At 55.9% G+C, this 24,985-nt stretch carries 22 protein-coding genes; 16 read left to right on the top strand and 6 right to left on the bottom strand.

All coding sequences use genetic code 11. The features are described 5' to 3' along the window. Both EPG66_RS20315 and EPG66_RS20320 read right to left on the bottom strand, forming a co-directional pair. Entirely contained in the window at window positions 1–498 is a 498-nt protein-coding gene (locus EPG66_RS20315) for a FidL-like protein (RefSeq protein WP_064703077.1), read from the bottom strand. Further along, entirely contained in the window at window positions 495–1,325 is an 831-nt protein-coding gene (locus tag EPG66_RS20320; protein WP_069027177.1) for a winged helix-turn-helix domain-containing protein, read from the bottom strand. Before EPG66_RS20320 ends, EPG66_RS20315 begins: the two co-directional genes overlap by 4 nt. Before the next feature lie 407 nt (window positions 1,326–1,732). On the opposite strand from EPG66_RS20320, the gene EPG66_RS20325 reads away from it, so the two are divergent. The 3 genes from EPG66_RS20325 to EPG66_RS20335 all read left to right on the top strand — a co-directional run bounded on the left by EPG66_RS20325 (window position 1,733) and on the right by EPG66_RS20335 (window position 4,993). Further along, complete coding sequence (locus EPG66_RS20325) at window positions 1,733–2,347, top strand: TetR/AcrR family transcriptional regulator (RefSeq protein ID WP_069027176.1); 615 nt, start codon at window positions 1,733–1,735, stop codon at window positions 2,345–2,347. A 237-nt stretch (window positions 2,348–2,584) separates the two neighbouring features. Continuing rightward, window positions 2,585–3,868 carry a beta-ketoacyl-ACP synthase II gene (gene fabF, locus EPG66_RS20330; RefSeq protein ID WP_182687939.1) on the top strand — a complete coding sequence of 428 codons (1,284 nt, stop codon included), beginning with the start codon at window positions 2,585–2,587 and terminating at the stop codon, window positions 3,866–3,868. Window positions 3,869–4,108: 240 nt separating this feature from the next. Further along, a complete protein-coding gene (locus EPG66_RS20335; protein WP_182687941.1) occupies window positions 4,109–4,993 on the top strand; it encodes an ROK family protein in 885 nt (294 codons plus the stop codon). A 12-nt stretch (window positions 4,994–5,005) separates the two neighbouring features. Here the strand turns inward: EPG66_RS20335 and EPG66_RS20340 are convergent, their stop codons facing one another. Continuing rightward, entirely contained in the window at window positions 5,006–5,959 is a 954-nt protein-coding gene (locus EPG66_RS20340) for a LacI family DNA-binding transcriptional regulator (protein WP_069027173.1), read from the bottom strand. A 288-nt stretch (window positions 5,960–6,247) separates the two neighbouring features. On the opposite strand from EPG66_RS20340, the gene EPG66_RS20345 reads away from it, so the two are divergent. Genes EPG66_RS20345 through EPG66_RS20360 form a run of 4 tightly spaced genes read left to right on the top strand, consistent with a single transcriptional unit; the run spans window position 6,248 to window position 9,634 of the window. Next, window positions 6,248–6,577, top strand: a complete 330-nt coding sequence (locus EPG66_RS20345) for a PTS sugar transporter subunit IIB (RefSeq protein WP_182687943.1) — start codon at window positions 6,248–6,250, stop codon at window positions 6,575–6,577. Next, entirely contained in the window at window positions 6,574–7,902 is a 1,329-nt protein-coding gene (locus tag EPG66_RS20350) for a PTS sugar transporter subunit IIC (RefSeq protein WP_031594545.1), read from the top strand. Before EPG66_RS20345 ends, EPG66_RS20350 begins: the two co-directional genes overlap by 4 nt. Window positions 7,903–7,922: 20 nt before the next feature. Then, window positions 7,923–9,323 carry a glycoside hydrolase family 1 protein gene (locus tag EPG66_RS20355; protein WP_069027172.1) on the top strand — a complete coding sequence of 467 codons (1,401 nt, stop codon included), beginning with the start codon at window positions 7,923–7,925 and terminating at the stop codon, window positions 9,321–9,323. Next, the gene (locus tag EPG66_RS20360) at window positions 9,320–9,634 is read left to right on the top strand and encodes a PTS lactose/cellobiose transporter subunit IIA (RefSeq protein ID WP_039387287.1); all 315 of its coding nucleotides are present in this window, start codon (window positions 9,320–9,322) and stop codon (window positions 9,632–9,634) included. Before EPG66_RS20355 ends, EPG66_RS20360 begins: the two co-directional genes overlap by 4 nt. Window positions 9,635–9,840: 206 nt before the next feature. Here EPG66_RS20360 and EPG66_RS20365 read toward each other — a convergent pair whose 3' ends face one another. Then, entirely contained in the window at window positions 9,841–10,629 is a 789-nt protein-coding gene (locus tag EPG66_RS20365; RefSeq protein ID WP_031594549.1) for a MipA/OmpV family protein, read from the bottom strand. Between the two features lie 129 nt (window positions 10,630–10,758). Here EPG66_RS20365 and EPG66_RS20370 point away from each other — a divergent pair, with 129 nt between their 5' ends. The 4 genes from EPG66_RS20370 to EPG66_RS20385 all read left to right on the top strand — a co-directional run bounded on the left by EPG66_RS20370 (window position 10,759) and on the right by EPG66_RS20385 (window position 16,891). After that, window positions 10,759–11,457 (top strand): response regulator, encoded by a 699-nt coding sequence (locus tag EPG66_RS20370; RefSeq protein WP_083070645.1) that lies wholly within the window; start codon window positions 10,759–10,761, stop codon window positions 11,455–11,457. Next, entirely contained in the window at window positions 11,454–12,623 is a 1,170-nt protein-coding gene (locus tag EPG66_RS20375) for a sensor histidine kinase (RefSeq protein WP_031594551.1), read from the top strand. Before EPG66_RS20370 ends, EPG66_RS20375 begins: the two co-directional genes overlap by 4 nt. A 93-nt stretch (window positions 12,624–12,716) precedes the next feature. Further along, window positions 12,717–13,850 carry an efflux RND transporter periplasmic adaptor subunit gene (locus EPG66_RS20380; RefSeq protein WP_182687945.1) on the top strand — a complete coding sequence of 378 codons (1,134 nt, stop codon included), beginning with the start codon at window positions 12,717–12,719 and terminating at the stop codon, window positions 13,848–13,850. Further along, window positions 13,847–16,891 carry an efflux RND transporter permease subunit gene (locus EPG66_RS20385; RefSeq protein WP_182687946.1) on the top strand — a complete coding sequence of 1,015 codons (3,045 nt, stop codon included), beginning with the start codon at window positions 13,847–13,849 and terminating at the stop codon, window positions 16,889–16,891. The genes EPG66_RS20380 and EPG66_RS20385 overlap by 4 nt, the downstream gene beginning before the upstream one ends. Before the next feature lie 50 nt (window positions 16,892–16,941). Here EPG66_RS20385 and EPG66_RS20390 read toward each other — a convergent pair whose 3' ends face one another. Further along, window positions 16,942–17,187 carry a hypothetical protein gene (locus EPG66_RS20390; protein ID WP_010256845.1) on the bottom strand — a complete coding sequence of 82 codons (246 nt, stop codon included), beginning with the start codon at window positions 17,185–17,187 and terminating at the stop codon, window positions 16,942–16,944. Between the two features lie 71 nt (window positions 17,188–17,258). After that, on the bottom strand, window positions 17,259–18,164 hold the full coding sequence (locus tag EPG66_RS20395) for a LysR family transcriptional regulator (RefSeq protein ID WP_069027166.1): 906 nt from the start codon (window positions 18,162–18,164) through the stop codon (window positions 17,259–17,261). Window positions 18,165–18,268: 104 nt separating this feature from the next. On the opposite strand from EPG66_RS20395, the gene budA reads away from it, so the two are divergent. The 5 genes from budA (at window position 18,269) to EPG66_RS20420 (ending at window position 24,849) form a co-directional block, all read left to right on the top strand. Beyond that, window positions 18,269–19,051 carry an acetolactate decarboxylase gene (gene budA / locus EPG66_RS20400; RefSeq protein WP_182687947.1) on the top strand — a complete coding sequence of 261 codons (783 nt, stop codon included), beginning with the start codon at window positions 18,269–18,271 and terminating at the stop codon, window positions 19,049–19,051. A 14-nt stretch (window positions 19,052–19,065) separates the two neighbouring features. Next, window positions 19,066–20,745 (top strand): acetolactate synthase AlsS, encoded by a 1,680-nt coding sequence (alsS, locus tag EPG66_RS20405; RefSeq protein ID WP_083070580.1) that lies wholly within the window; start codon window positions 19,066–19,068, stop codon window positions 20,743–20,745. Window positions 20,746–20,766: 21 nt separating this feature from the next. Beyond that, entirely contained in the window at window positions 20,767–21,540 is a 774-nt protein-coding gene (locus tag EPG66_RS20410) for a (S)-acetoin forming diacetyl reductase (protein WP_064703086.1), read from the top strand. 205 nt (window positions 21,541–21,745) lie between these two features. Then, the gene (locus EPG66_RS20415) at window positions 21,746–23,197 is read left to right on the top strand and encodes a flagellin N-terminal helical domain-containing protein (RefSeq protein WP_182687948.1); all 1,452 of its coding nucleotides are present in this window, start codon (window positions 21,746–21,748) and stop codon (window positions 23,195–23,197) included. 338 nt (window positions 23,198–23,535) lie between these two features. Continuing rightward, complete coding sequence (locus EPG66_RS20420) at window positions 23,536–24,849, top strand: CitMHS family transporter (protein ID WP_031593743.1); 1,314 nt, start codon at window positions 23,536–23,538, stop codon at window positions 24,847–24,849. Window positions 24,850–24,985: the final 136 nt, after the last annotated feature.

The following is a 24,985-nucleotide window of genomic DNA, read 5'->3' on the forward strand; positions in this document are numbered from 1 at the left end:
TTAATAACGCTGGCAGGTAAAGAGATAGGCGAGCGGCCCACCGATCAGATAGGTCTTTTTATCGACCTGAGTCGTATCCAGCTGCAGATAGCCAGGATCGAGCGTGATCTCCGCCAGCAGCAGATCAAACACGGCATCTGGCGTCGTATCGTTTGTTGCGGTAATGACCGTTCTTATTTTATAGCGATAAGTGTCCCTATCAATTTTATTCCCTGCGCTCAGCGCAATGCGTCGATTAAGCGTTGTTTCTTTATCACCAAAAGTTACCTGCCCGTTCAGCAAGAGATAGCCCAGTTTAGAATCAATAAAGCGAAGATCCTGGGAAACAGCAAACTTAATCTTTTCATCATCATTTCGGCTAAGATCATAGCGGCTGAACGCTGAGCAGCGGAAAGGAAAATCGTCAGGCCGGGGCTTAAAATAATTAATTCCGGCAAAAAGCACCAGCAGCAGCGCAGCGAGTGTTAGCGTCAGCATTAATGTGGCGTTGCGTTTCAAAACGTTCTCCAGTCAAGATAATAGAAGCTGTCGCAGGAAACGATATGGCCACTGCTGTTAAGGTTACATGCGGAGAGAATAGTCCTGCCATAATCCGTTGTTGTGAATGGAGTATTTTTATCGAAATAGATGCGTCGTCCCGGCACACAGGATTGATTATTCTCTTTGAGAATTTCAAGAATTTGCTTATCCAGTGACTTTTGCTCAAACACATCCAGTCCCTGAACAATCACCGCCTCACAGCCGCCTTGCAGCTTGATAGTACTCATAGAGGAATTCTTTTCAGCAGGCTCACTTATAATGAAGTACCAGAAAGCGCTTCCCAGCAACATTAGCATGAGGACAAATATGCCCTGCCTGACGCTGAGGCCAGATTTTTTGACAACCTTATCCGCCATAACAGGATCGGGGCGTATCGCCGGGCTATCCTGGCTGGAAACAGGACTCTCCGCAGGCTCTTCATCACTCTGAACCTCTGTCACAACAAAAGCCGGGGAAGATTCACGTTCAATTTTGATGTCAGTATTGAGTCGGATGCCGATTTTCGGAATGGTGATAATCAGATTTTCACAACCATAAGCCGCGAGCGCTCTGCGCAGAATACTCAGATACTGATTCAGATTACTGTTTGATCCGCGCAGGCCATATTTATCCCAGACTTCGGTCAGCAGGGTTTCACGTGCCAGTATTTCTCCCTGGGAATTCAGCAACTGCTCAAACAGCCGACCCGATGAAATACTCAGACTCAGCGTTTCCTGGGTAGGAATATGACTCAGCGTACAGTCATCTGAATTGTAGGTAACCTGATCATCGATAATGTAAATCATTAAGAAATCACTGAATTTGCGCCCATTTCCGACAGTATAATTCAGCTTATTTAAAGAAGCACTAAAGAGCCATGAATCTGTCAACTCACTCAAGTGATGTTAAGTTGACATTCAAATTCGGCACGCAAGAGAACGTAGACTCTTTTATCCTGTTTCAGGCTTTATAACCGGTCTTAAAGACAAACTCCCCGGAAAATTGCAGACTTTACAATCACCTTAATGCTAACCAGCAAAGACAATATCAGTCTCGACCTCGCCAGCTTGCCATCTGTGCGGGTTAAGTGGCGTCAACTCTCTTAATTCGTTGCGAACCATGGATTTTAATCGCATCAGGGCCTAAAATGTGACCACCCTTAACAGTGGTCACTGAATTTTTTCACCCACCTTTGATCTGCCAGGTTCTGACAATGACTCAATCCGTAATGGAAAATGGCACACGCGGCCCGGCCGGGCACAATGTGCGTGACCAGATTGTCGATGCTGCCATGCAGCACTTCGCGCATTATGGTTACGAAAAAACCACCGTCTCCGATCTCGCCCGTGCTATCGGCTTTTCCAAAGCCTATATCTACAAATTTTTTGAATCGAAACAGGCGATTGGCGAAGTGATCTGCTCCACGCGATTGGCGATGATTATGCAGCGCGTCGAAGCCGCAATCGCCGATGCGTCTGGAGCATCGGAGCAACTGCGGCGACTGTTTCGCACGCTTTCCGTCACCGGCACTGAACTCTTTTTTCACGAACGTAAACTGTATGACATTGCTGCCGTCGCGTCGCGTGACCGCTGGCCGTCAGCAATGGCACACGAAGTGCGACTACTGAATCTGATCCAGCAGATCCTGCGATGCGGTCGTGAATCCGGTGAGTTTGAACGTAAAACCCCGGCAGACGAAGCGGCGGAGGCAATCTATCGGGTGATCAAACCCTACGCCAGTCCGGTACTGCTGCAGTACAGCCTTGATGATGCTGAAGAAGCCTCTGCACAACTGGCAGCGCTGGTGTTACGTAGCCTTGCGCCCTGAGCATTACGCATGATGTGACTATTGACTTATTTAGTCACAAGATCAACGATAGCACTCTGTCTGGTTATCGCTCAGGATTCTGATGCTGCTAAGCTTAACTCTGTCTGCTGTATTCCATCCCTGCGTTCATCTATCGCACCACCCTTCGCAGGGCCTCACCTTTCGCCCTCAAGGCGTGTATCTATTCTCCGCAGCAGCATTTCACTCACTGTCCGGACTGTCTAAGGGAGCAAAATTATGAGTCACTTAGCCTCATCACAACGCATTGTCATTACCGGCGCGGGCATCGTCTCGCCACTCGGTTGTGGCGTTGAAACCGTCTGGCGGCGATTAACGGCAGGGGAATCAGGTATACGTACCCTGCCCGACACGCTTACTACTGGCACCGGTATTTCAGTGGGTGGCCGCGTGCCCGGCATCGATGAAGATCCGCTGGCAGGTTACGATCCGGAGGCGTTCATTGCGCCGAAAGAGCGTAAAAAGATGTCGCGCTTTATAGAATTCGCGCTGCTGGCAGCAGAAGAAGCGCTGAATCAGGCGGGCTGGCGTCCTGAAGATGAGGCAGCGCGTGAACGCACCGCGACGATTATTGCTTCAGGTGTCGGCGGCTTTGGTGCCATTGCCGACGCGGTGCGCACTACCGATGCACGCGGCCCGCGCAGGCTCTCACCCTTTACAGCACCTTCGTTTCTGGCCAACATGGCTGCGGGTCATGTCTCGATCAAACACGGCTTCACCGGTCCGCTGGGCGCGCCCGTTACTGCCTGTGCAGCGGGGGTTCAGGCGATTGGTGACGCCGCAAGGTTAATAAGAAGCGGTGAAGCGGACATTGCTATTTGTGGCGGCACAGAAGCGGCGCTGGATCGCGTCACGCTGGGCTGTTTCGCGGCTGCACGTGCGCTATGTGTGGGCTATGAAGATCAGCCGCACCATGCCTCACGTCCGTTTGATCGCGACAGAAACGGCTTTGTGATGGCCGAAGGTGCCGGCCTGCTGGTGATTGAGTCGCTGGCCCATGCCGAAGCACGCGGCGCGACGCCGCTGGCGGAGATAGTCGGCTATGGCACCAGCGCCGATGCATACCACTTAACCGCGGGTCCGGAGGATGGCAGCGGGGCTGCGCGGGCGATGAGGACCGCCCTGCGCCAGGCGGGCATCAGCCCGGACGACGTCCAGCATATCAACGCACACGCTACCTCAACTCAGGTTGGCGATCACGGTGAGCTGGCGGCTATTCGCGCAGTGTTTGGCGATGATTCGCAGGTCGCGATCGCTTCAACGAAATCCGCCACCGGCCATCTGCTGGGTGCAGCAGGCGGCGTTGAGGCGATATTCACCCTGATGGCGCTGCAACAGCAGCTTATTCCGCCGACGCTGAACCTCCATCATCCCGATGAAGCCGCAGGTAATCTGGACCTGGTGGCGCTCAATGCACGTCCCGCCGCGCTGACTTATGCCATGTCGAACGGTTTTGGTTTTGGCGGCGTCAACGCCAGTCTCCTGTTGCGTAAGTGGTCATGACGGCATAGCAACTATTAAGCCCGCGCTGCCAGGCACCCTCTCAGCGCGGGTGATACATCAGCCATCCTGAAAGAACTTACTCAGTTCTTCCCTGTGTGTCGGGGTTATCAAAACGCCCTCTCTGCCACACCCGTCATATAAATCTGTACCTTTCCTGACAAAATTGCCTCCGACAGACCCCCTGCCCTTTTTCTTTCAGCACTACAATTAATCGGATGAAAACAACCTCAGAGAACGTTAATGAAGATTGCAGCTTTCGATATTGGTGGTACCTCTTTAAAAATGGGCGTGATTGATGAGCAGGGAAATATTCTGACCAGTGACAGTGCTGATATTTCCCATAATTCACGCGACAAAATACTTGATGAAATCCTGGCATGGCTGGAGAAAAATCCCGGCTGTGCTGGCATCGCCGTCAGCACGCCCGGTTATATTGATGCAGAAGCCGGATATATCGCCATGGGCGGTACCATTCGGGACTTCGACCAGTTTCATCTGAGCCAGTGGCTTACGGAAAAAACCTCACTGCCTGCCACGGTCGAAAATGATGCACACTGCGCCTTACTGGCTGAACAGTGGCTGGGTAAAGCAAAAAAGCTCAGTGATTTTCTGATGTTAACCATCGGCACGGGATTAGGCGGAGCGGCCTTCTGCAACGGCGCGCTGATTCGGGGCGGTCGTAATCGCGCGGGCGAATTTGGCTGCCTGCTGACTTCGCGCCCTGACAGCAGCAATATTGAACGCCATACCATGAGCCAGAGTTGTACCATGACGGCGCTTCGGGAGAATTACAGCCAGCTCATCGAAAAGTCTTCCGACGACGTTACCGGTAAAGATGTCTTTGACGCATACGATCGCAAAGAAGATGCCGCGCAGCGGGTGGTGAATAAATTCTACCAGGATCTTGCAGCCTGCTTATATAACCTGTTCAGCGTGTTCGATCCGCAGATGATATTTATCGGTGGGGGAATTACCGAGCGGGAGCCGTTCCTCGACGAACTGGCAGAGCAGCTGGCAAAATATGATCTTGATATCCGCATTGATACCGCGACCTACGGCAACGACTCCGGCATACTGGGCGCAACCTGGAACTTCCTGCAGCGCCAGCAGAGCAATATCGCTTAACCACTGGCTTAATTAGCGCTGCCGCCAGTCGGGAATAATCAAATCACCCCGTAATACCGAGCTACCCAGCATCTGCTGGGTAGTGGCGGTTAACCAACTGACGATACGGGATGCAAGCGCATCAAGGGAATATTCAATCGCCGGTATAGCAGGTAAACCTGGTAAATTAACTGAACCCGCCAGGCTAAAGACCATTACGTCGTCAGGCACCGCTTTATTGAACGCCTGTAACTGCGTCATTACGCGCTGTGCTTCCTGCTCATTAGCCACCAGTAATGCATTAAAAATACGACTACTGGCGTTATTCAACAGCATCTGAATAGCCACCGATGATGAGACCGCATCAGTGATGACCAGATTGCGGTTAAAGGGTAAAACATTATTTTCCAGCGCCAGTTTATAGCCATCTAACACCTGCCCGGCCGTACTGCCATTCTCTGGCTGGATTAATGCAATTTGACGCCGGCCCTGGTTAATCAGGAAATTGCAGGCTGTCTCAGCGGCAAAGGCGTGATCGAACTGAATACTGTTTGGCCCTTCTGCTTCAGCACAGTCGACCAGAATGACATGTTCATCATCAATGTTAAGCGGTAAGTGCGCACCAATGATCAGCACATCATCGCACAGGCCACAACTCAGCTCATCGAGTGCGGTGAGGATTTCACTTTTACTGCGCGCAAAGCGTAACAACAGATGTTTTTGATGCTGGCGCAGTTGTTTTTCCAGCGCGAAAAGCCAGGCGGTAATCTGGTTAACATTTTCCTGCGCACAGATTACGCCAATACAGTGGGTTGTCTGACTGAATAATGACTGGGCTATAACATTAGGCCGGTAATTCAGCTCTTCAGCGGCTTTGAGTACCGCCAGACGACTGGCTTCCTTCACGCCACGTGAGCCGCTCAACACCCGGGAAACTGTGGCTTTGGAGACCCCAGCCAGCCGCGATACATCGTTGATAGTAGACATCGTTCTCCCCTGAAAATGGCGCTAAGCCAAAAAAAGCCAACCCTGTCCTGCTGTACATTAATTCGCAGCTCAAAGTATAACTTTTTCACTATGCTGTGGAAACCGTTTTCCCATATACAGGTATTACCCTGGCTTTTCAGTCATTTTTGTGATCGTTATCTAATTAAAAAAACCTGTAGATAAGGGTTTCTGACAGTCATCACACTTCTTATTGATCGCAATGGAAACCGGTTTCCATATGTTATCCAATCAGCCTCACTTGAGTGTAAAGGGTGAGGAACAGTGACCATGTACAAAATCATGTTGTGTTGTTCAGCAGGTATGTCTACCAGCATGCTGGTGCGAAAAATGGAGGAAGCGGCCGCTCAGCAAGGGTTATCCGTTGAGATCAAGGCATTTGGCGTGGCGGAGTTTGATGAGCAATTTACCCACTATCAGGTGGTTCTGCTTGGGCCACAGGTGAAGTACATGCTGCAAAGCCTGACGGAAAAAACAGCTGGCCAAAATATTCCGATACAACCGATCGATATGATGGATTACGGCATGCAGCGGGGGGACAAGGTGCTGCATTTTGCCCTGTCACTGATCGCAGCAGCACATGACAAGGCGGCCTTATGAGTTCCCTCTATCAATCGATGATTACGGTGATCGAGCAATCAATTACGCCACTTGCTGGTCGGCTGGGTCAGCAGAAATATGTGATAGCCATCCGTGACGGCTTTACTGCGGCCCTGCCGTTTATGATTATTGGCTCGTTTATGCTGGTATTTATCTTTCCTCCCTTTTCCGCCACCAGCACCAACAGCCTGGCCCGTGCCTGGCTCGATTTTTCCGCCACCTACCGTGACCAGCTGATGTTGCCGTTTAATCTCAGCATGGGAGTCATGACTTTCTTTATATCAGTGGGTATCGGGGCGAGTCTGGGACGACAATTCGCACTGGATCCGGTGATGTCTGGTCTGCTGGCCTTTATGGCCTTTTTACTGGTGGCAGCACCCTACTCAAATCACACTATTTCAACCGAATATCTTTCCGGTCAGGGGATTTTCACCGCGTTGATTACTGCCATTTACGCTACCCGCGTTTACGCCTGGCTGAAGCACAACAACATCACTATCCGTCTGCCAAAAGAGGTACCGACCGGTGTCGCACGATCGTTCGAGATCCTGATTCCGGTGATAGTGATTATCGGCACTCTTCACCCGCTGAACCTTTTTATTGAAGCCCGGACCGGAATGATCATTCCACAGGCCATCATGCATCTGCTGGCACCGCTGGTCTCCGCGTCTGACTCTTTACCTGCCATTCTGCTGTCGGTGCTGCTATGTCAGATCTTCTGGTTCGCCGGCATTCACGGAGCACTGATTGTGACCGGCATTATGAATCCGTTCTGGATGGCTAATCTCTCTGCTAATCAGGCTGCCCTGGCGGCAGGCACGGTGTTGCCGCATATCTATCTCCAGGGCTTCTGGGATCACTATCTGCTGATTGGGGGTGTCGGCTCTACTTTGCCTCTCGCTTTCCTGTTACTGCGCAGCCGCGCTACCCATCTGCGAACCATCGGCAGGATGGGCATTGTGCCAAGTTTTTTTAATATCAACGAGCCGATCCTGTTTGGCGCGCCGATCATCATGAATCCTCTGATGTTTATCCCCTTTGTCTGCGTGCCGATGCTTAACGCAGTACTGGCTTATACCGCAACCCGGCTGGGCTGGCTGGCTCAGGTGGTTTCTCTCACGCCATGGACGACGCCAGCGCCGATTGGCGCCTCGTGGGCAGCTAACTGGGCGATCAGTCCTGTAGTCATGTGCCTGGTCTGCATGGCGTTTTCAGCGCTGTGTTACCTGCCGTTCCTGCGAGCCTACGAGCGATCGCTGATGAAAAATGAGCCGGAAAAGTCGCAGTCACCTGCTCCGCTGGCAAAAACCGCCGGTACCCCCTGATTCTTCTGAAGAGAGGCATTATGCACTATATATTTCCTGATACGTTCTGGTGGGGCAGCGCCAGTTCCGCTTTGCAGACCGAGGGCGATAGCCTGAACGGTGGCAAAAGCGCCACCATTTGGGATTACTGGTATTCGCAGCAGCCATCCCGCTTTCATCAGCAGGTTGGCCCAGGTGAGACGTCCACTTTTTACCAGCACTGGCATCAGGATATCGCTCTGCTGAAGCAACTGAATCACAACAGTTTCCGCACATCCATCAGTTGGTCGCGGTTGATCCCTGATGGCACCGGCGACGTCAATCAAGAGGCAGTGGCATTCTATAATCGGGTGATTGATGAGCTCCTGGCACAGGGCATTACCCCATTTATTACGCTGTTTCACTTTGACATGCCGATGTCGATGCAGGATCAGGGAGGCTGGGAAAATCGCCAGGTCGTTGCAGCTTTTACTCGCTACGCTAGCCTCTGCTTTGAGCTATTCGGTGATCGAGTGCTGCACTGGTTCACTTTTAACGAGCCGATTGTGCCAGTGGAAGGCGGGTATCTGTATGACTTCCATTATCCTAACGTGGTGGATTTCCGCCGGGCAGCTACGGTGGCTTACCACACCGTACTGGCTCATGCCTCAGCGGTCCGGGCTTTCAGGACCAGCCGCTCAGCGGGAGAGATCGGCATTGTGCTTAATCTCACGCCTTCTTATCCACGGTCACAGCACCCTGCGGATCTCATGGCCGCTCATCATGCAGACCTGCTGTTTAATCGCAGTTTTCTCGACCCGGTTTTACGGGGTGAATTTCCGGCGGATCTGGTCGCGCTGCTCAGACAGTACGACCAGTTACCGTTAACGCAGGCTGAGGACAAGGCGCTGATCGCTGACGGCATCATTGACCTGCTGGGGGTCAATTACTATCAGCCGCGGCGGGTCAAATGCCGCGATAGCGCTATTAATCCTGCCGCTCCGTTTATGCCTGAATGGTTTTTTGAAAGTTATGAGATGCCGGGCCGAAAAATGAATCCATACCGTGGCTGGGAAATTTACGAACCAGGCATCTATGACATTCTCACTAATCTGCGGCTGAATTATGGGAATCCACGCTGTTTTATTTCAGAAAATGGAATGGGTGTCGAAGATGAACAACGTTTTGTTCAGGCCGGGCAAATAGACGATCAATATCGAATCGACTTTGTTGCTGAACATCTTAAATGGGTTCACCGGGCGATCGACGAGGGCAGTCAGTGCCTCGGTTACCATATGTGGACCTTTATTGATAACTGGTCATGGTGTAACGGCTATAAAAACCGTTACGGTTTTGTCGAGCTTGATATCACCACTCAGAAACGCACGGTGAAAAAAAGCGGGGAATGGTTTGCTGCAACTGCTGCCCGTAACGGTTTTAACCATCCGGAGAATTTAGCATGATCGATCAGGAAGAGGCGGTAATGGAAATTATTGTTAATGCCGGGCAGTCGCGCAGCCTTTGCTTTGAGGCGTTACGGGCGGCGCGTCAGGGTGAAATCGAACAGGCCCGGGTTCTGCTGCACGAGGCGGATACCTTCACCCGACAGGCGCATAAAATGCAAACACGGCTGATTGAACAGGATGCAGGCGAAGGCCGTCAACCCATGACATTAATTATGGTTCATGCGCAGGATCACCTGATGACCTCGATGCTGGCTCGCGAACTCTCTGAAGAGATTATTCATCTTTACCAGCGAGACCAGCGTGCCTGACATCTGTAGCAGAAAATGAACATGCCTGGCGCAGTCACTCTGCGCCTTAAAGCGACGAACAACTGCAGCAGTGCGCTACCCCCGTCCCGGCGCATCCAACAGACTAAGCGCCACGCCTGTCAGTGTATAGACCACTACATACAACAGAATCAGTGCCGCAAGCAAAAGGCGGTGGCTGCGCATCTCACTTTTCTTCATGGTGCCATTCAGAAGGTGTAGCTCAATGCCAGGGTGGCCGATGCGCCGTTGTGCCGTGCAACGATAGGGCTATCTGAAGCATGCTTATCCAGCCAGCTGTAGTCACCTATCACACTGGCGGCCCAGGCAGGCGTGAACTGATGGCTCCAGGTCAGGCTGGTATCGGTGCCATAAAATCCACCCGCGGCGTCGTACCGTTCAAATCCGCTGCGCGCACTTTGCTTGCTGTTAACGCCATACCAGGTATTCATATAACGCCCGTCGCCAAACAGACCTGCCACCTGCAGTGCCACGGTATCGTCACTGGTCTGCCAGGGGATCAGGGTTACGGAAGTCCGGTACTGCACACCCTGACTATCACTTAATGGCAGCGTCGCTTTGCCCTCCAGCACCAGCCACGGCGTTACCGACCATCCCAGCGCCAGCGCGGTGTTCATCGTTGCGTCGATATTCCCCATGCCCCTGAGCCGGTCATCCCCGTCACGCCAGGATGAATTCCGGTCAGATCGGCCCAGCCCGTAGCCCAGCGTATGTTCAAGATAAAGCCCGTTATCTGCCTGCAGGTCGTAGCCAATCCCTTTCTGCGAGTCTAAAAAGAAGGCCCCATCGCGCGCCTGGATCACCGGCATCAGTTGCCAGTGCTGCTTATCGGCGCCGCTGTAGCGTGGTGCATTGATACCTGCAATGCCCAGCGTCAGGCTGGGCGGTGGCGTGGTACTCTCATCAGCCATGGCCGCAGCGGCACTTAATGCCAGCGAAAAACAGACCATGTGCAGCGTTATTTTTCCGGTTATCATCACGTTTCCTCATTATCACATCAGGTGCGGAGCTGAGGGGTTCAGAGCCGCGTCAATGGCCGGAGTATGCGAGGCGAGTGTCAATGAACGACCAGGGATTTATGAAGAAACAATCAAGGTGATCCGAAAATGCAGTCAAAACGTGTACTGATTATTGAAGATGATGCTGATGCGGCGGGCGTACTTGAGGCCTACCTGAAACGTGAAAATTATGAGGTCATGATTGCCGGTGACGGGCCAGGCGGGCTGGATGCCGCCAGACGCTGGCAGCCCGATCTGATCCTGCTGGATATCATGCTGCCCGGCATGAACGGTACTGAAGTGCTGGCAGCGCTGCGACGTCGTGACGATACGCCGGTAATCATGGTGACCGCGATGGGTGATGCGCCGGACCGCATCGGCGCACTGCGCTATGGCGCGGATGACTACGTGGTCAAACCCTATCATCCGGGCGAAGTGGTGGCGCGCGTTCAGGCAGTACTGCGCCGCAGCCAGCAGAGTCAGGTTCCCGCGGCAGAAACCCTGCGCTGGGCGGGTTTAGTGGTGGACCCGGTGGCACTTACCGCAGTGGTCGATAGTGACGGTGCTTCACCGCGCCGCCTCGATCTGACACCGACCGAATTTTCCCTGCTGGTCACCCTGATGCGTGCCCCGACACGTCCGTTTACCCGCCTGTTTCTGCTGGAGCACTGTCTGCCGGAAAGCGATGCGCTTGAGCGGGTGGTCGATACCCACGTCTATAACCTGCGTCGCAAACTGGAAGCCGCGGGCATCTCTGATGTCTTACCGGCAGTGCGCAGCGTCGGTTACCGGTTCAGACAGCCATGAAGAACGATACGCATACCTCACTGTGGCGCTGGATCTGCATCCGGGTGCTGTTTCTGGCGATCGGCAGCGTGGTGCTCATCGCCATCTGTATGTGGCTGCGCTTTGCCGTGCAGGCGTACTGGGTCTATTACCGGATGCCGCCCGCGCTGCTGGATGAGTTCACCCGGTTGCGCCAACACCCTGCCAGCGATCCGGCACGCTTTCATCAGATTATCGACCAGTGGTGGGGCATCAACTTCTCCGATCCGTCGCTGGCCTCGTCGGACTGGCTTACCGTGATCGTGCTGGTCGTAGTCATGATTCCGTTTATGGTGCTGATGGCGCTGCGTTTCGCCCGTCCGCTGTCGGCGCAGTTCAGCCAGCTGGCTACCGCAGCGCGAGCGGTGTCGAAAGGGGAATTTGGCCGATCGGCAGTAATCGTAAAAGAAGCCCCACAGGAGCTGGTACGTTTTACTGAAGACTTCAATCAGATGACGCAGCAGCTGGCGCGTTACGAGCGTGAGCTGCGCACCTCGCATGTGGCGATGGCGCATGAACTTCGCTCGCCGCTGACGGCGGCGATGGGTCGCCTGCAGGGGATTCTGGATGGCGTCTTTCCTGCCGAACCGCAACAGCTGGCGATGATCATGAAGCAACTGACGCAGCTCAGTCGCCTGACAGACGAACTGCATCTCTTGTCGCTGGCGGATGCCGGGCAGCTTACCCTGAACCGCGAGTGGTTTAATCTCTGCGAATTACTGCGCGAGCGCTCCGGCTGGCTGATGCCGCAGGCAGAACAGGCGGGTGTGAATATCAGCGTCATAGCACCGGAGGAGCTGCGACTGTATGCCGATACCTTCCGGCTGGGCCAGGTGGTGACCATCATTTGTGAAAATGCGCTGCGCTATGCTGCCGACGGTGGCGCATTGCTGATCACCGCCAGCCAGAGCGATCAGGCGATCACAATGACCTTCCGTGATTACGGTCAGGGTGTGGAACCGGACTTCCTGCCGCAGCTGTTTGACCGCTTTACCCGGGCTGACTCCTCACGCGCCCGCCACTCCGGCGGCAGCGGTCTGGGACTGTCGATCGCCAAAGCGATCGTCGAGGCGCATGGCGGGTCGCTTCACGCCACGCTGCCCGCCGACGGCGGTCTGTTGATCGGGATAACGCTGCCAGCGAGATAAATTGTTCTGGCTTGACCATTTCTTGATGGTTCATAAAACGTTTCTGGACACAAGCCGGGTTTAATGAGCACAACTCATTAAAGGAACCCGGTTATGACAGACTTCTTATCGGATGCTGCCCGCCAGGTGTGGCGTCATCTCTTTGGTATTCACATCTTTGCACCGATCATCTTCGTGCTGCTCGGGGTATTCATCATGACCGGCTGCCGGGACAATAGTTCTGCTCCGCCTGCCGCCCCGCTCCGCCCGGTTAAATCAGTGATTGCCCCAACGCTCAGCAGTGATGCGTCGCTGGTGCTGACTGGCGAAATCCGTGCTCATGAAGAGGTTGCGCTGGCATTCAGGCTGGATGGCCGGGTGGTGAGCCGTGCGGTTGAGCTGGGCGATCGCGTCAGCGCCGGGCAATCGCTGGCAGCGCTGGAAAATGATCAGTCACGCAATCAGCTAAGCAGCGCGCGGGCCGATCTCGACAGCGCACGCGCCGCCGAACGGGTCGCCGCGCTTAACCTGCATCGGATGCGGCTGCTGATGCCCGGTGGGGCCATCGCCCGCAGCCAGCTGGACAGCGCCCAGGCGGACTGGCAGAGCGCGCAGTCCCGCCGTCTCAGCAGCGAAGCGGCACTGAAAAATGCCCAGGATAACCTCAGCTGGACTCAGCTGACTGCGCCTGCAGCAGGTCGGATCACCGCCATCACGGTTCAGCCAGGTCAGGTGGTCAGCGCCGGACAAAATGTGATGACGCTGGCAGCAGGAGATGCACGCGATGCGGTGTTTGACCTGACAACGCCTGCGCTGCTGCGCCCTGATGACCGGACACCGCTAAAAGTAACGCTGCTCGCCGATCCCGGCGTGCAGGCCAGTGGCACAGTGCGTGACATCAGCCCGCAGGCCGATCCGCAGACCCGCACATGGCGGCTGCGCATCTCGCTAAATCAGCCGCCTGAGGCGATGGCTCCCGGTGCCACGGTCATTGTCAGCCTTCCCGATGCGCAGCCGCCGGTCATCGTCCTGCCCGCCAGCGCCCTGACCCGCTCCGCAGACAAACCCGCGCTGCTGGTCGTTGATGCGGCGTCACGCCTGCAGCTTCGTCCGGTAGTGCTGGCCCGCTTTAACGCGCAACAAATCTTCGTTACTGCCGGGATCCGGCCGGGGGAGCGCGTCGTCACCGCCGGGGTCAGCACCCTGCAGCCTGGCGAAAAAGTGGCGCTTTCCCAGGAGGCTCCATGAAAAAATCGTCTGGCTTTAACCTCTCCGGCTGGGCGCTGGCGCATCAGCAACTGGTGATCTTTTTCATGCTGCTGGTCATGGCGGCGGGTGTGCTGAGCTATGAAAATCTGTCACGCAACGAAGACCCGGCGTTTACTATCAAAACTGCCGTAATCTCAGCCCAATGGCCAGGCGCTGATGTGAACACCACTGTGCAACTGCTCACAGACGTACTGGAACAGAAGGTGCAGGAGATCCCGTCTCTGGATGCGGTTGAGAGCGAAACCCGCGCCGGACAAACCGTCATCTATGTCAACCTGCGCGATGACACGCCGCCCTCTCAGGTGGCCGGCATCTGGTACCAGCTGCGTAAAAAGATGCAGGACGTTACCCCTTCACTGCCGCAGGGCGTGCAGGGTCCGGCCGTTAACGACGAGTTTGATGATACCTTCGGCACCATTTATGGCTTCACGGCGGATGGTTTTACCGCCAGAGAGCTGCGCGACCGGGTTGATAACCTGCGTCGCAACCTGGCCAGTCTGCCCGACATCGGTAAAACCAGCCTGTTAGGTGTACAGGAGCAGCAGGTGGTTATCGCCTTTTCGCCGCGCAAGCTGAACGGCATGGGTCTCGATTTACAGCAGGTCAGCGACGCCATTAAAGCCCAGAACGATGTCGTCCCGGCGGGCAGCCTGCGTACCGACCGCGAGAATATTGCGCTGCGGGTCAGCGGCACCCTGACTTCGGTTGAAAATCTGCGGGCGATTACCCTGCATATCGGTGAGCGTTTTATTCCGCTGACCGATCTGGCCACCATCAGCCTGCAACCTGCCGAACCACCAGCCCCGACGTTCCGGGTTAACGGCGTTCCGGCTATCGGGCTGGCGATCTCCATGGCCGGCAGCGGCAACATGCTCGATTTCGGTCAGCAGCTCAGTCAGCGCATGCAGATGCTGGCCGGTCAGTTACCACACGGTATTACTATGACCCGTGTGGCCGACCAGTCTTCGGTGGTGAAAAACGCGGTCAGCGGCTTCGTCCGGATACTGGGCGAAGCGGTCGTCATCGTGTTAGCCGTCTCCTTTGTTTCGCTGGGACTGCGTGCCGGTCTGGTCGTTGCGGCGGCGATCCCGCTGGTACTGGCAATGACCTTTACCGGCATGTTAATGGCTGGCATCGGACTCCAGCGCATCTCGCTTGGCGCGCTGATTATCGCGCTGGGGCTGCTGGTGGATGATGCCATGATTACTGTCGAGGCGATGGTGGCGCGACTCGAGGCGGGCGACAGCAAGTGGCAAGCCGCGACTTATGCGTTTAAAACCACCGCCTTTCCGATGCTGACCGGTACGCTGGTGATGATCGCCGGTTTCATTCCGGTCGGGTTCGCCGCCTCCAGTGCCGGAGAATATTGCTACTCGCTGTTTGTGGTGATCGCCCTGGCGCTGCTCTGCTCGTGGGTCGTCGCTGTCATCTTCTCTCCGCTCACCGGCTGCTGGCTGCTGTCGGCCAGGCACATCAAGGCCGATAAGCCGCCGGGCGTGCTGACGCGGAGCTACCATCGGCTGCTGGAGGTGATTCTGCGCAACCGGCTGGTGACGATTGGCACAGCGATGGCGGTGCTGCTGGTCAGCCTTTACGCCACCACTTTTATGCAGGGTGAATTTTTCCCTGCGTCGGATCGCCCCGAGCTGCTGGTCAGCCTGACGCTTCCCGCCAGTGCAGCGCAGGCTGAAACCACCCGCCGGACCGCACAGCTGGAACAGATGCTACGCAACGATCGGGATGTGGCGAACTTCACCAGCTACGTTGGCTCGGGCGCAATACGCTTTTATCTGCCGATGGATGTGCTGCTGGATAATGAAAACATCGCGCAGCTGGTGGTGGTGGCGAAAGATCTGGCGGCACGCGATCGGCTGCGCAGCAGGCTGGAGCAGAAGCTGGCGGTGGATTTCAGTGATATCACCACCCGGGTATCGCCGCTTGAGCTGGGTCCACCGGTCGGCTGGCCGCTGAAATATCGTATCACCGGCCCGGATAATGCCAGGGTGCGGCAGGCGGCCGATCGGCTGGCGGCGCTGATCGCCCGCTCACCGCTGACACGCGAGGTCAATCTTACCGCCGGAGAGCCAGAACGGGTCATGACGCTGGCGGTGAACCAGACCGCAGCTCGCGCAGCCGGACTCTCTTCCGAAACGATAGCCACCGCGCTGAATACTCTGATGTCCGGCAGCGTGGTGACCACCCTGCGCGATCGTAACCGCCTGATCGATGTCGTGCTGCGCAGCAATGACCCGGAGCGGCAGGACACTGACACACTGGCAGGATTGATGATCACCAATGCCAGCGGACAGAAAATCCCACTGCGACAGGTAGCAACGCTGAACTGGGGAGTGGATGACCCGGTAATATGGCGACGTCAGAGGCTGGCTTACATCACCGTACAGACCGATATTGCGCCCGGTCAGCGGGCTGAACAGGTCTCGCAGCAGCTCGCACCAACCGTCGCCGCCCTGCGCGCCTCGCTGCCTGCCGGATACGGTATTGAAGAAGGTGGCGTGGCAGCCGAATCGGATAAAGGCAACGGTTCAGTGTTTGCTCTGCTGCCGGTGACGATCTGCGTCATGCTGGTCTTGCTGATGATTCAGCTGCAACGCTTCTCCGGCATGCTGCTGGCGCTGAGCATGGCACCCTTTGGCCTGCCCGGCATCGTATCTGCGATGCTACCGGCTGGCACACCGCTGGGGTTCGTGGCGCTGCTGGGGATTATTGCCCTGGCGGGGATCATCATCCGCAACGCGGTAATCATGATCAGTGAAGTCGATGCGAATAGCCGGGCCGGACTGCCCGCGGGTGAGGCAATCCGGCAGGCTGCCCATCACCGTGCGCGTCCCATTCTGCTGACCGCCTGTGCGGCAATACTCGGCATGATCCCCATCGCCCATCAGGTTTTCTGGGGGCCAATGGCACTGGCGATTATTGGCGGTCTGGTCAGCGGTACGCTGGTGACGCTCACGGTGCTGCCCGCCGCGTTAAGTCTGTTGATGCAGCGCGGTTCACGTTAAAACAATACCCGGCGATCCCGTGCTGAGAACTGCGGGATCGCCGGAAAGGATCAGTTCATCACCTCGACCAGAATCAGCGGGCACTTTCTGACTTTGCAGGCCTGACTGTAGGCCAGCGAGCAGACCGAACAGAGATCGCGCACGTCAGACTGGTACTCATACTCCATGAAATAGCGGAACTGGCCGCCCGCCGAATCTGTTCTCCAGAATCGCTGCGGCTCCAGAATTTCATCCAGTTGCCTGAATGTCAGGGCTGACGGGTTGTGAAACCCGACTCTTACGCGGTATGTAGTCATGCACCGATTATTGGCATCCCGGTCCCTGGCCGCCAGTTGGTTATTGTTTTCAGTTCAATAGCTGGCGCTTATCAACCCGCTTCGCCTGGTGCCGCAGGCTGTTCTGCCAGCAGCGCCAGCAGATGCAGCACCGCTTTTGACGGATGAAGCCGACGCCAGGCAAAGGCAACATCAGTAAACAGCGTGTTGTTTTCGATATCGCAGAAGCTGACCCCGGGGTTATCGACGCAGCGCATCGACTCCGGCACCAGCGCAATCCCGCAGCCCGCCGCCACCATGCCCAGCGACGTAGTGATCTGCGGAGCCTGCTGAAAAGTGTGGCGCGAAAAGCCCGCCCGCAGACAGGCAGTGACAATCAACTCATACAGGCTGGGCGAGACGTCGCGCGGGAAGATCACCAGGGTTTCCCCCGCCAGCGCGGATAGCGCCACGGTGGGTGTGCCGCTGAGGGGATGGCAGCGCGGCAGCGCAATCAGCATCTTTTCGGTGGAGATGACGCGCAGATTAAATGCTTTGCTGCTTTCACACGGCAGCCGGATAAAAGCGGCATCCAGCAATCCTTCCTGTAAATCCTGCATCAGCAAAGACATATTCTCTTCGCGGGTCAGCAGCTCCATCGCCGGATAACGTTCTTTAAACTGGCGGATCAGGGTGAAGATGCGTGGATTAAACGCCACCGAGCTGGCAAAGCCCAGCGACAGCTGACCACTGATCCCGCGCGCAATACCGCGTGCGTTCTCCAGTGCCTGATCGGCCAGTTGCACTATCTGCCTGGCATCCGCCAGAAACGCTTCGCCCGCTTCGGTGAGTTCCACTCCACGCGTCAGGCGTTTCAGCAACGGTGTGCCAATTTCCTGCTCCAGTCGCAGTATCTGCTGACTCAGCGGCGGCTGCGAAATCCCCAGCATTTCAGCGGCCCGGGTGAAGTGAAGCGTCTCGGCGACGGCAACAAAATAACGCAGGTGGCGAAGTTCCATATCAAAAACGTCTCAAAGTTAACAGGTTTCGCTATTGGACCCACCGACTGAATCGGTTCACCATTAGGTTAACACGGCTTAACGGTTAATCGACGAGGCATCAAATGAGCAATTGTGTAACTGATTGTTCCTGTGAGGATCAACTAAAAAATACTATCTTAACGCTTTCCCAGGATGCACCAGAAAGCGTTATCTATCAGACCTCTTTAATGAGTGCGCTGCTGAGTGGCGTTTACGACGGCAATGTGTGTATTGCCGATCTGTTGCGTAAAGGAGATTTTGGCCTGGGTACCTTTAACCGGCTGGATGGCGAGATGATCGCGTTTGACAGCAAGGTCTATCAGCTGCACGCCGACGGCAGCGCGCACCCGGCCGATCCGGCGCAGAAAACCCCGTTTGCTGTGATGACCTTTTTTAAACCGCAGCATCTGTATGAATTTGACCGGCCGATGTCGCGTGAGGCGATCCATCAGGTGATCGACAACGAAATCACCTCCGATAACCAGTTCTGCGCACTGCGCATCAGCGGTCGTTTCAGTCGCGTCGAGACCCGCACCGTGCCATGCCAGTGCCGTCCCTATCGCTCAATGCCGGAAGTGCTGGGCGATCAGCCGACCTTTGCCTTCAGCCAGCGTGCGGGCGAACTGATCGGATTCCGTACGCCGCAATATATGCAGGGCATTAACGTTGCGGGCTATCACGAACATTTTATTACCGACGACCGCGAAGGCGGCGGCCACATTCTCGATTATGCGCTGGAACAGGGCACCCTGACCTTTGGTGCCATCAGCAAGCTGGTCGTGGATTTGCCGCAGGACAGCGATTTTCTCAATGCCGACCTCAACCCCGCCAATCTTGACGCCGCGATTCGTGCGGTAGAAAGCTAATCAGAGGAATGACGATGAAAACTCCAACCGATAACACACTCTGGACCTGTGGCGCTGACCTGGTGGTGGCGCAACTTGAGGCACAGGGCGTCCGCCACGTCTTTGGCATTCCTGGCGCAAAAATTGATAAAGTCTTCGACTCACTGCTGGATTCCTCCATCCAGACCATCCCGGTTCGCCACGAAGCAAACGCCGCCTTTATGGCCGCCGCAGTGGGACGCCTTACCGGCAATGCGGGCGTGGCGCTGGTCACCTCCGGGCCGGGCTGCTCCAACCTGATCACCGGCATGGCCACCGCCACCAGCGAAGGCGATCCGGTGGTGGCTATCGGCGGTCAGGTGAAGCGCTCCGACAGTGCCAAGCAGGTTCATCAGAGCATGGACACGGTTTCAATGTTTCGCCCAATCACTAAATATGCAGTTGAGGTCACCGACCCCGCTGCGCTTTCTGAATGCCTGTCGAATGCGTTTCGCCACGCCGAACATGGCCGGGGCGGCGGTGCCTTTATCAGCCTGCCACAGGATATTGTCGATCAGCCGGTTACCGGCAAAGCGTTGAGCAGCAAAGGCCGCCCGGTACTGGGCGCCGCACCTGACTCAATGATCGACGCCGTCAGCGAGGCCATCGCCGGGGCTAAAAATCCGGTCATCCTGCTGGGATTAATGGCGAGCCAGACAGAGAACAGCGAAGCGATTCATGAGTTGCTGACACGCAGTCACATTCCGGTCACCAGCACCTATCAGGCAGCGGGAGCGGTCAGACAGGATCACTTCTCACGCTTCGCCGGGCGCGTCGGGCTGTTTAACAACCAGGCGGGCGACAGGCTGCTGCAACAGGCTGACCTGATCGTCACCATCGGCTACAGCCCGGTGGAATATGAACCGGCGATGTGGAACAGCGGTAACGCCACCCTGATTCATATCGACGTAATACCCGCTGAGACCGATAACCGCTATCTGCCGGACGCAGAACTGGTGGGTGATATCGCCGCCACGGTGCGTAAACTCGCCGCGCGCATCACCGCCCCACTCCAGCTGACCCCGGAAGCCGCCACCATCCTTGAGGATCGTCAGCAGCAGCGCAAATTGCTGGCGATGCAGGGTGCCAGCCTCAATCAGTTTGCTCTGCATCCGCTGCGCATTGTGCGCGCCATGCAGGACATCATTAACAGTGACGTCAGCCTTACCGTCGATATGGGCAGCTTCCACATCTGGATCGCCCGCTATCTCTACAGCTTCCGCGCCCGGCAGATCATGATCTCCAACGGTCAGCAGACGATGGGCGTGGCCCTGCCGTGGGCGATTGGTGCCTGGCTGGTCGAGCCGCAGCGCAAAGTGGTTTCAGTTTCCGGTGATGGCGGCTTCCTGCAATCCAGCATGGAACTGGAAACTGCCGTCCGCTTAAAAGCCAACATTCTGCACATCGTCTGGGTCGATAACGCCTACAACATGGTGGCGATGCAGGAAGAGAAAAAATATCACCGCGTCTCGGGCGTCAATTTTGGGCCGGTCGATTTCAAAGCCTACGCCGAAGCGTTTGGGGCAGCGGGCTTTGCGGTGACCAGCGCGGCAGAGCTGGAGCCGACGCTGCGTAAAGCGATGGATGTTCAGGGACCCGCCGTGGTGGCTGTGCCGGTCGATTACACCGACAACCCGCTGCTGATGGGTCAGCTGCATCTGAGCCAGCTTCTTTAATTTCTCAAAAAGGAAATCATGATGAAAAACAGAGTGGCATTTGTGACCGGCGCAGGCCAGGGCATTGGTGAAGCGATAGCCCTGCGTCTGGCGAAAGATGGACTGGCGGTTGCGGTAGCCGATTTTAATCAGGAGACCGCACGCCAGGTCGCGGAGAAGATCAATAAGCAGGGCGGCAAAGCGATTGCGCTGAAAGTCGATGTCTCGCAGCGTGATCAGGTGATGGAAGCGGTAGAAGAGGCGCGCCGCACGCTGGGCGGCTTTGACGTCATCGTCAATAATGCCGGTATTGCGCCCTCCACGCCGATTGCTGAGATCACCGAAGCGGTGGTCGACAAGGTCTACAACGTCAATGTCAAAGGGGTGATCTGGGGTATGCAGGCCGCGATTAAAGCGTTTGCTGCAGAAGGTCACGGCGGCAAAATCATCAACGCCTGTTCTCAGGCGGGTCATGTCGGTAATCCGGAGCTGGCGGTTTACAGTTCCAGTAAGTTTGCCGTGCGCGGCCTGACGCAGACCGCCGCGCGCGATCTGGCACCTGCCGGCATCACGGTCAACGCCTTCTGCCCTGGCATTGTCAGAACACCGATGTGGGAAGAGATCGACCGGCAGATCTCTGAAGCAGCCGGCAAGCCTGCCGGTTACGGCACCGAGGAATTTGCGAAACGCATTACGCTGGGACGCCTTTCTGAGCCGGAAGATGTGGCAGCCTGTGTCGCCTACCTCGCCAGTCCCGATTCCGATTACATGACCGGTCAGTCGCTGTTGATTGATGGCGGCATGGTTTTTAACTGATCTTCGTTCGCCTGCTGCGTCATCGCGTAGCAGGCGTGTTTCCTGCCATCCTTGAACCGTTAATTTTTTTTATCTGAAAAGCGGTTAGCCATCAGACTGTTGACCGTCCGGCCCCGTATTCCCTGCCTTTTTGTCGCCACAGAGATTAAAGCTGCTTATCACCCTGCCGATAAAACAGAGACTCCTCTCCCTGTTCGAAGCGACCATGTTAACGATCAACCATAACGAAACCGCCGCGATTACGAACAAAACGCGGTACAACACTGACTCTGTTCTGGGACGAACGGTTGAACGGTTATCATCAGGGATGAGAATTAACAGTGCCAGAGATGACGCGGCAGGTCAGGCGATTGCCAACCGCATGACGGCCAATATCAATGCCGATGCGGTGGTAGCGCGTGGCCTCAATGACGCCATCAGCTATTCCCAGACTGCCAGTGGCGGCCTTGGCAGCATCGTCGATCTGCTGGTCCAGGCGCGTACCCTGTCGGTCCAGGCAGCCAACGGCACGCTGTCAGACGCGGATCGGCAGAGCGTCAACAGCCAGTATCAGCAGATTCTGGCAGGCATCAACGAAGTCGCTGACCACACCGAGATTTTCGGGCGTTATCCGCTGGCGACTAATAATCCCGATCTGCCTCCTGCGAAACTGGGTAACGTTGACCCTATCAACACGAAGTTTCCGGTGCCGGGCAAGAATTACTCCTTTACCTCGGGCGTGATCCCGCTGGCCTATATCCCGGCAGGCTCGACGGCGATAAGCATCACGATTGATTCGCTGGGTATGGATGACGATCTCCAGCTCTTTACCCGCGGCGGTAAGCACCTGGTCGGTACACCACTGGACGGCAGTGCGCCTGATTACACCTGGGCCAGCAAAAGCATCACTAATGCGGCTACTGCGGATAGTCGCCTGCTGACCAGCAGTAACGGATTTGCCAGCGGTGCGACTTATGACAGTTCTCAGTTGCTGGAGGGCGGCCCGAGCTGGACGCTGGCGGGCAGTAACAGCAGCACCTACAACGGCATGAACATCACTTACAGCGGTGACGGCGATCGCTATGAGGATGTCGCCAGCGGCGATTTCAACAACGGCACCATCACCAGTAACCGGCTTGAGCGCATCACGCTGGATACCGTCAGCGAGGATTTGATTGTGGTGGTGGTGGGCAATGGCTCCTTCACCGGCAATCTGACCTGGGGAAAGCTGCCGGAACCCAAAGGCGTGCCTGCAACGCCGCCACATGAGAGTCGCCCTCTGGAAGTGGTCACCAGCGCCGATTATGGTCAGCCAGTGCAGTCGGATAGCATCCCCGCTACGCCGTCAGATACCAAAACGCTGGGGCTGAACAACACCACACTGCTGAACAGTGATGACATCTCCACCACCATGAAGGCGCTCGATAGCGCGCTGGAGAAGATCAGCGGCTATCAGTCGACCTATGGCGCGAAGATAAATCGTTACGAATCGAACCGTAATGTGCTGGCGCAGCAGGGCGTGGATACGTCAACGGCTCGCAGCCGCATACAGGATGCGGACTATGCTGAAGAAGCAAGCCAGCTGGCACGCAGCCAGATTATTCAGCAGGGTCAGACGGCCGTCAGCAAGATGGCGAACAAGACTCCTGAGATGATTCTCCAGCTGTTAAGTAACTAATCCCTCCGACCGGCTGAGCAACCTGACTCAGCCGTTCCCCCTGTTTCTCCTGTACCCAGCACCTCTGATTCCATTTCCAGCTGGCCCGAAATGCATGGTTGCACGTGGCCCCCTTTGATCCCAGTCACACAAACTCGTTTAAGATTCGTTTAAAGATGATCGTGATCACTCTTTTTTGTTAAATAAATGCTAAATCCTGACAGCGATTTAATATCATCTTTCTGGGCAGGGTTAATTAAAACAACAGGTTAATCATTATCACGCTAAGTACTTACCTGAATTTTCCTGCCGACATGTAACTTTTTCATTACTTTTACGCCATTGCGAGGGCTGTTAATTTGCTGACGATACTGGGTTTTTCCATGGTTGTTTGCTTCATGTATCTGATCATGACCAAACGCATGTCAGCCTTGATTGCGCTGATCCTGATACCCACCCTATTTGCGCTGATTGGCGGGTTTTACCAGGGCCTGGGTACCATGATGCTGGATGGCGTCAAAACGCTGGCCCCTACCGGCGTGATGCTGACCTTCTCCATTCTCTATTTTGGTCTGATGATCGATGCCGGACTGTTTGACCCGCTGGTACGCTTCATTCTCCGGCTGGTGCGCGGGGATCCCCTGAAAGTGCTGGTCGGAACGGCGGTGCTGACGCTAATGGTCTCGCTGGATGGTGACAGCTCTACCACTTACATGATTGCCATTGCCGCATTCCTGCCGCTCTATCACCGGCTGGGTATGAACGTGCTGATGATGACCTGTCTGGTCAACCTTGCCAGCGGCATCATGAACCTCTCCCCCTGGGGTGGCCCGACGGCCCGTGCTGCAGCGGCACTGCGCATCGACGCCCTCGACATCTTTATTCCGATGCTGCCCGCCATGTTGCTGGCCTGCGCCAGCCTGGTGGCGATGGCGGTGCTGTTTGGCCTGCGTGAGCGTAAGCGTCTTGGCGTAATGACCCTGAAAGATCACCATATCGACAACATTGAGCTGGGACTGGGCGATGCTGAAGAGTGCGCAGCTAACCGCCGTCCGAAGATGTTCTGGCCTAACTTCATCCTGACCACCGTGCTGCTGGTGCTGCTGGTGATTGGTTTACTGCCGATTCAGATCCTGTTTATGCTGGCGTTTGCGATTGCGGTGATGCTCAACTATCCGACGCTGGAGGAGCAGAAAGCGCGCATTGGCTCCCATGCCGGTAACGTCCTGGCCGTCACCTCGCTGATTTTTGCCGCCGGTATTTTCACCGGCATCCTTTCCGGCACCGGCATGGTTGATGCCATGGCGAAGAGTCTGCTGGCGGTAATTCCACATAGCTTCGGGCCTTACCTTGCGGTGTTTACCGCGCTGGTCAGTCTGCCGTTTACCTTCTTTATGTCGAATGATGCGTTTTATTTCGGCATCCTGCCGGTTATCGCCCAGACGGCAGCCAGCTACGGCATCACCGCGGAAGAGATTGCCCGCGCGTCTATTGTTGGCCAGCCGTTCCACCTGCTGAGCCCGCTGGTGCCGTCAGTCTACCTGCTGGTGGGTCTGGCGAAAGTCGACATCGGCGACCACCAGCGCTTTGCCATCAAGTGGGGGATTCTGGTCAGTCTGGTGCTGATGGCGGGCGGTCTGCTGACCGGTGCTTTCCCGCTGTTCCACACCTGATAATCCTCTGCTTTCTGGCGGATAACCGGCAATTTTGCCCGGTTATCCGCTTCACCGCTCCGCCTACTGCGCCATCCCTCTCTACACTCTATAGCCAGGCTGATGTGCTGCGCGCCGGACATGCCGTAGCTTCTCA

This window comes from Pantoea pleuroti (assembly GCF_014156615.1).
In the GTDB taxonomy this organism is placed as follows: domain Bacteria; phylum Pseudomonadota; class Gammaproteobacteria; order Enterobacterales; family Enterobacteriaceae; genus Pantoea; species Pantoea agglomerans.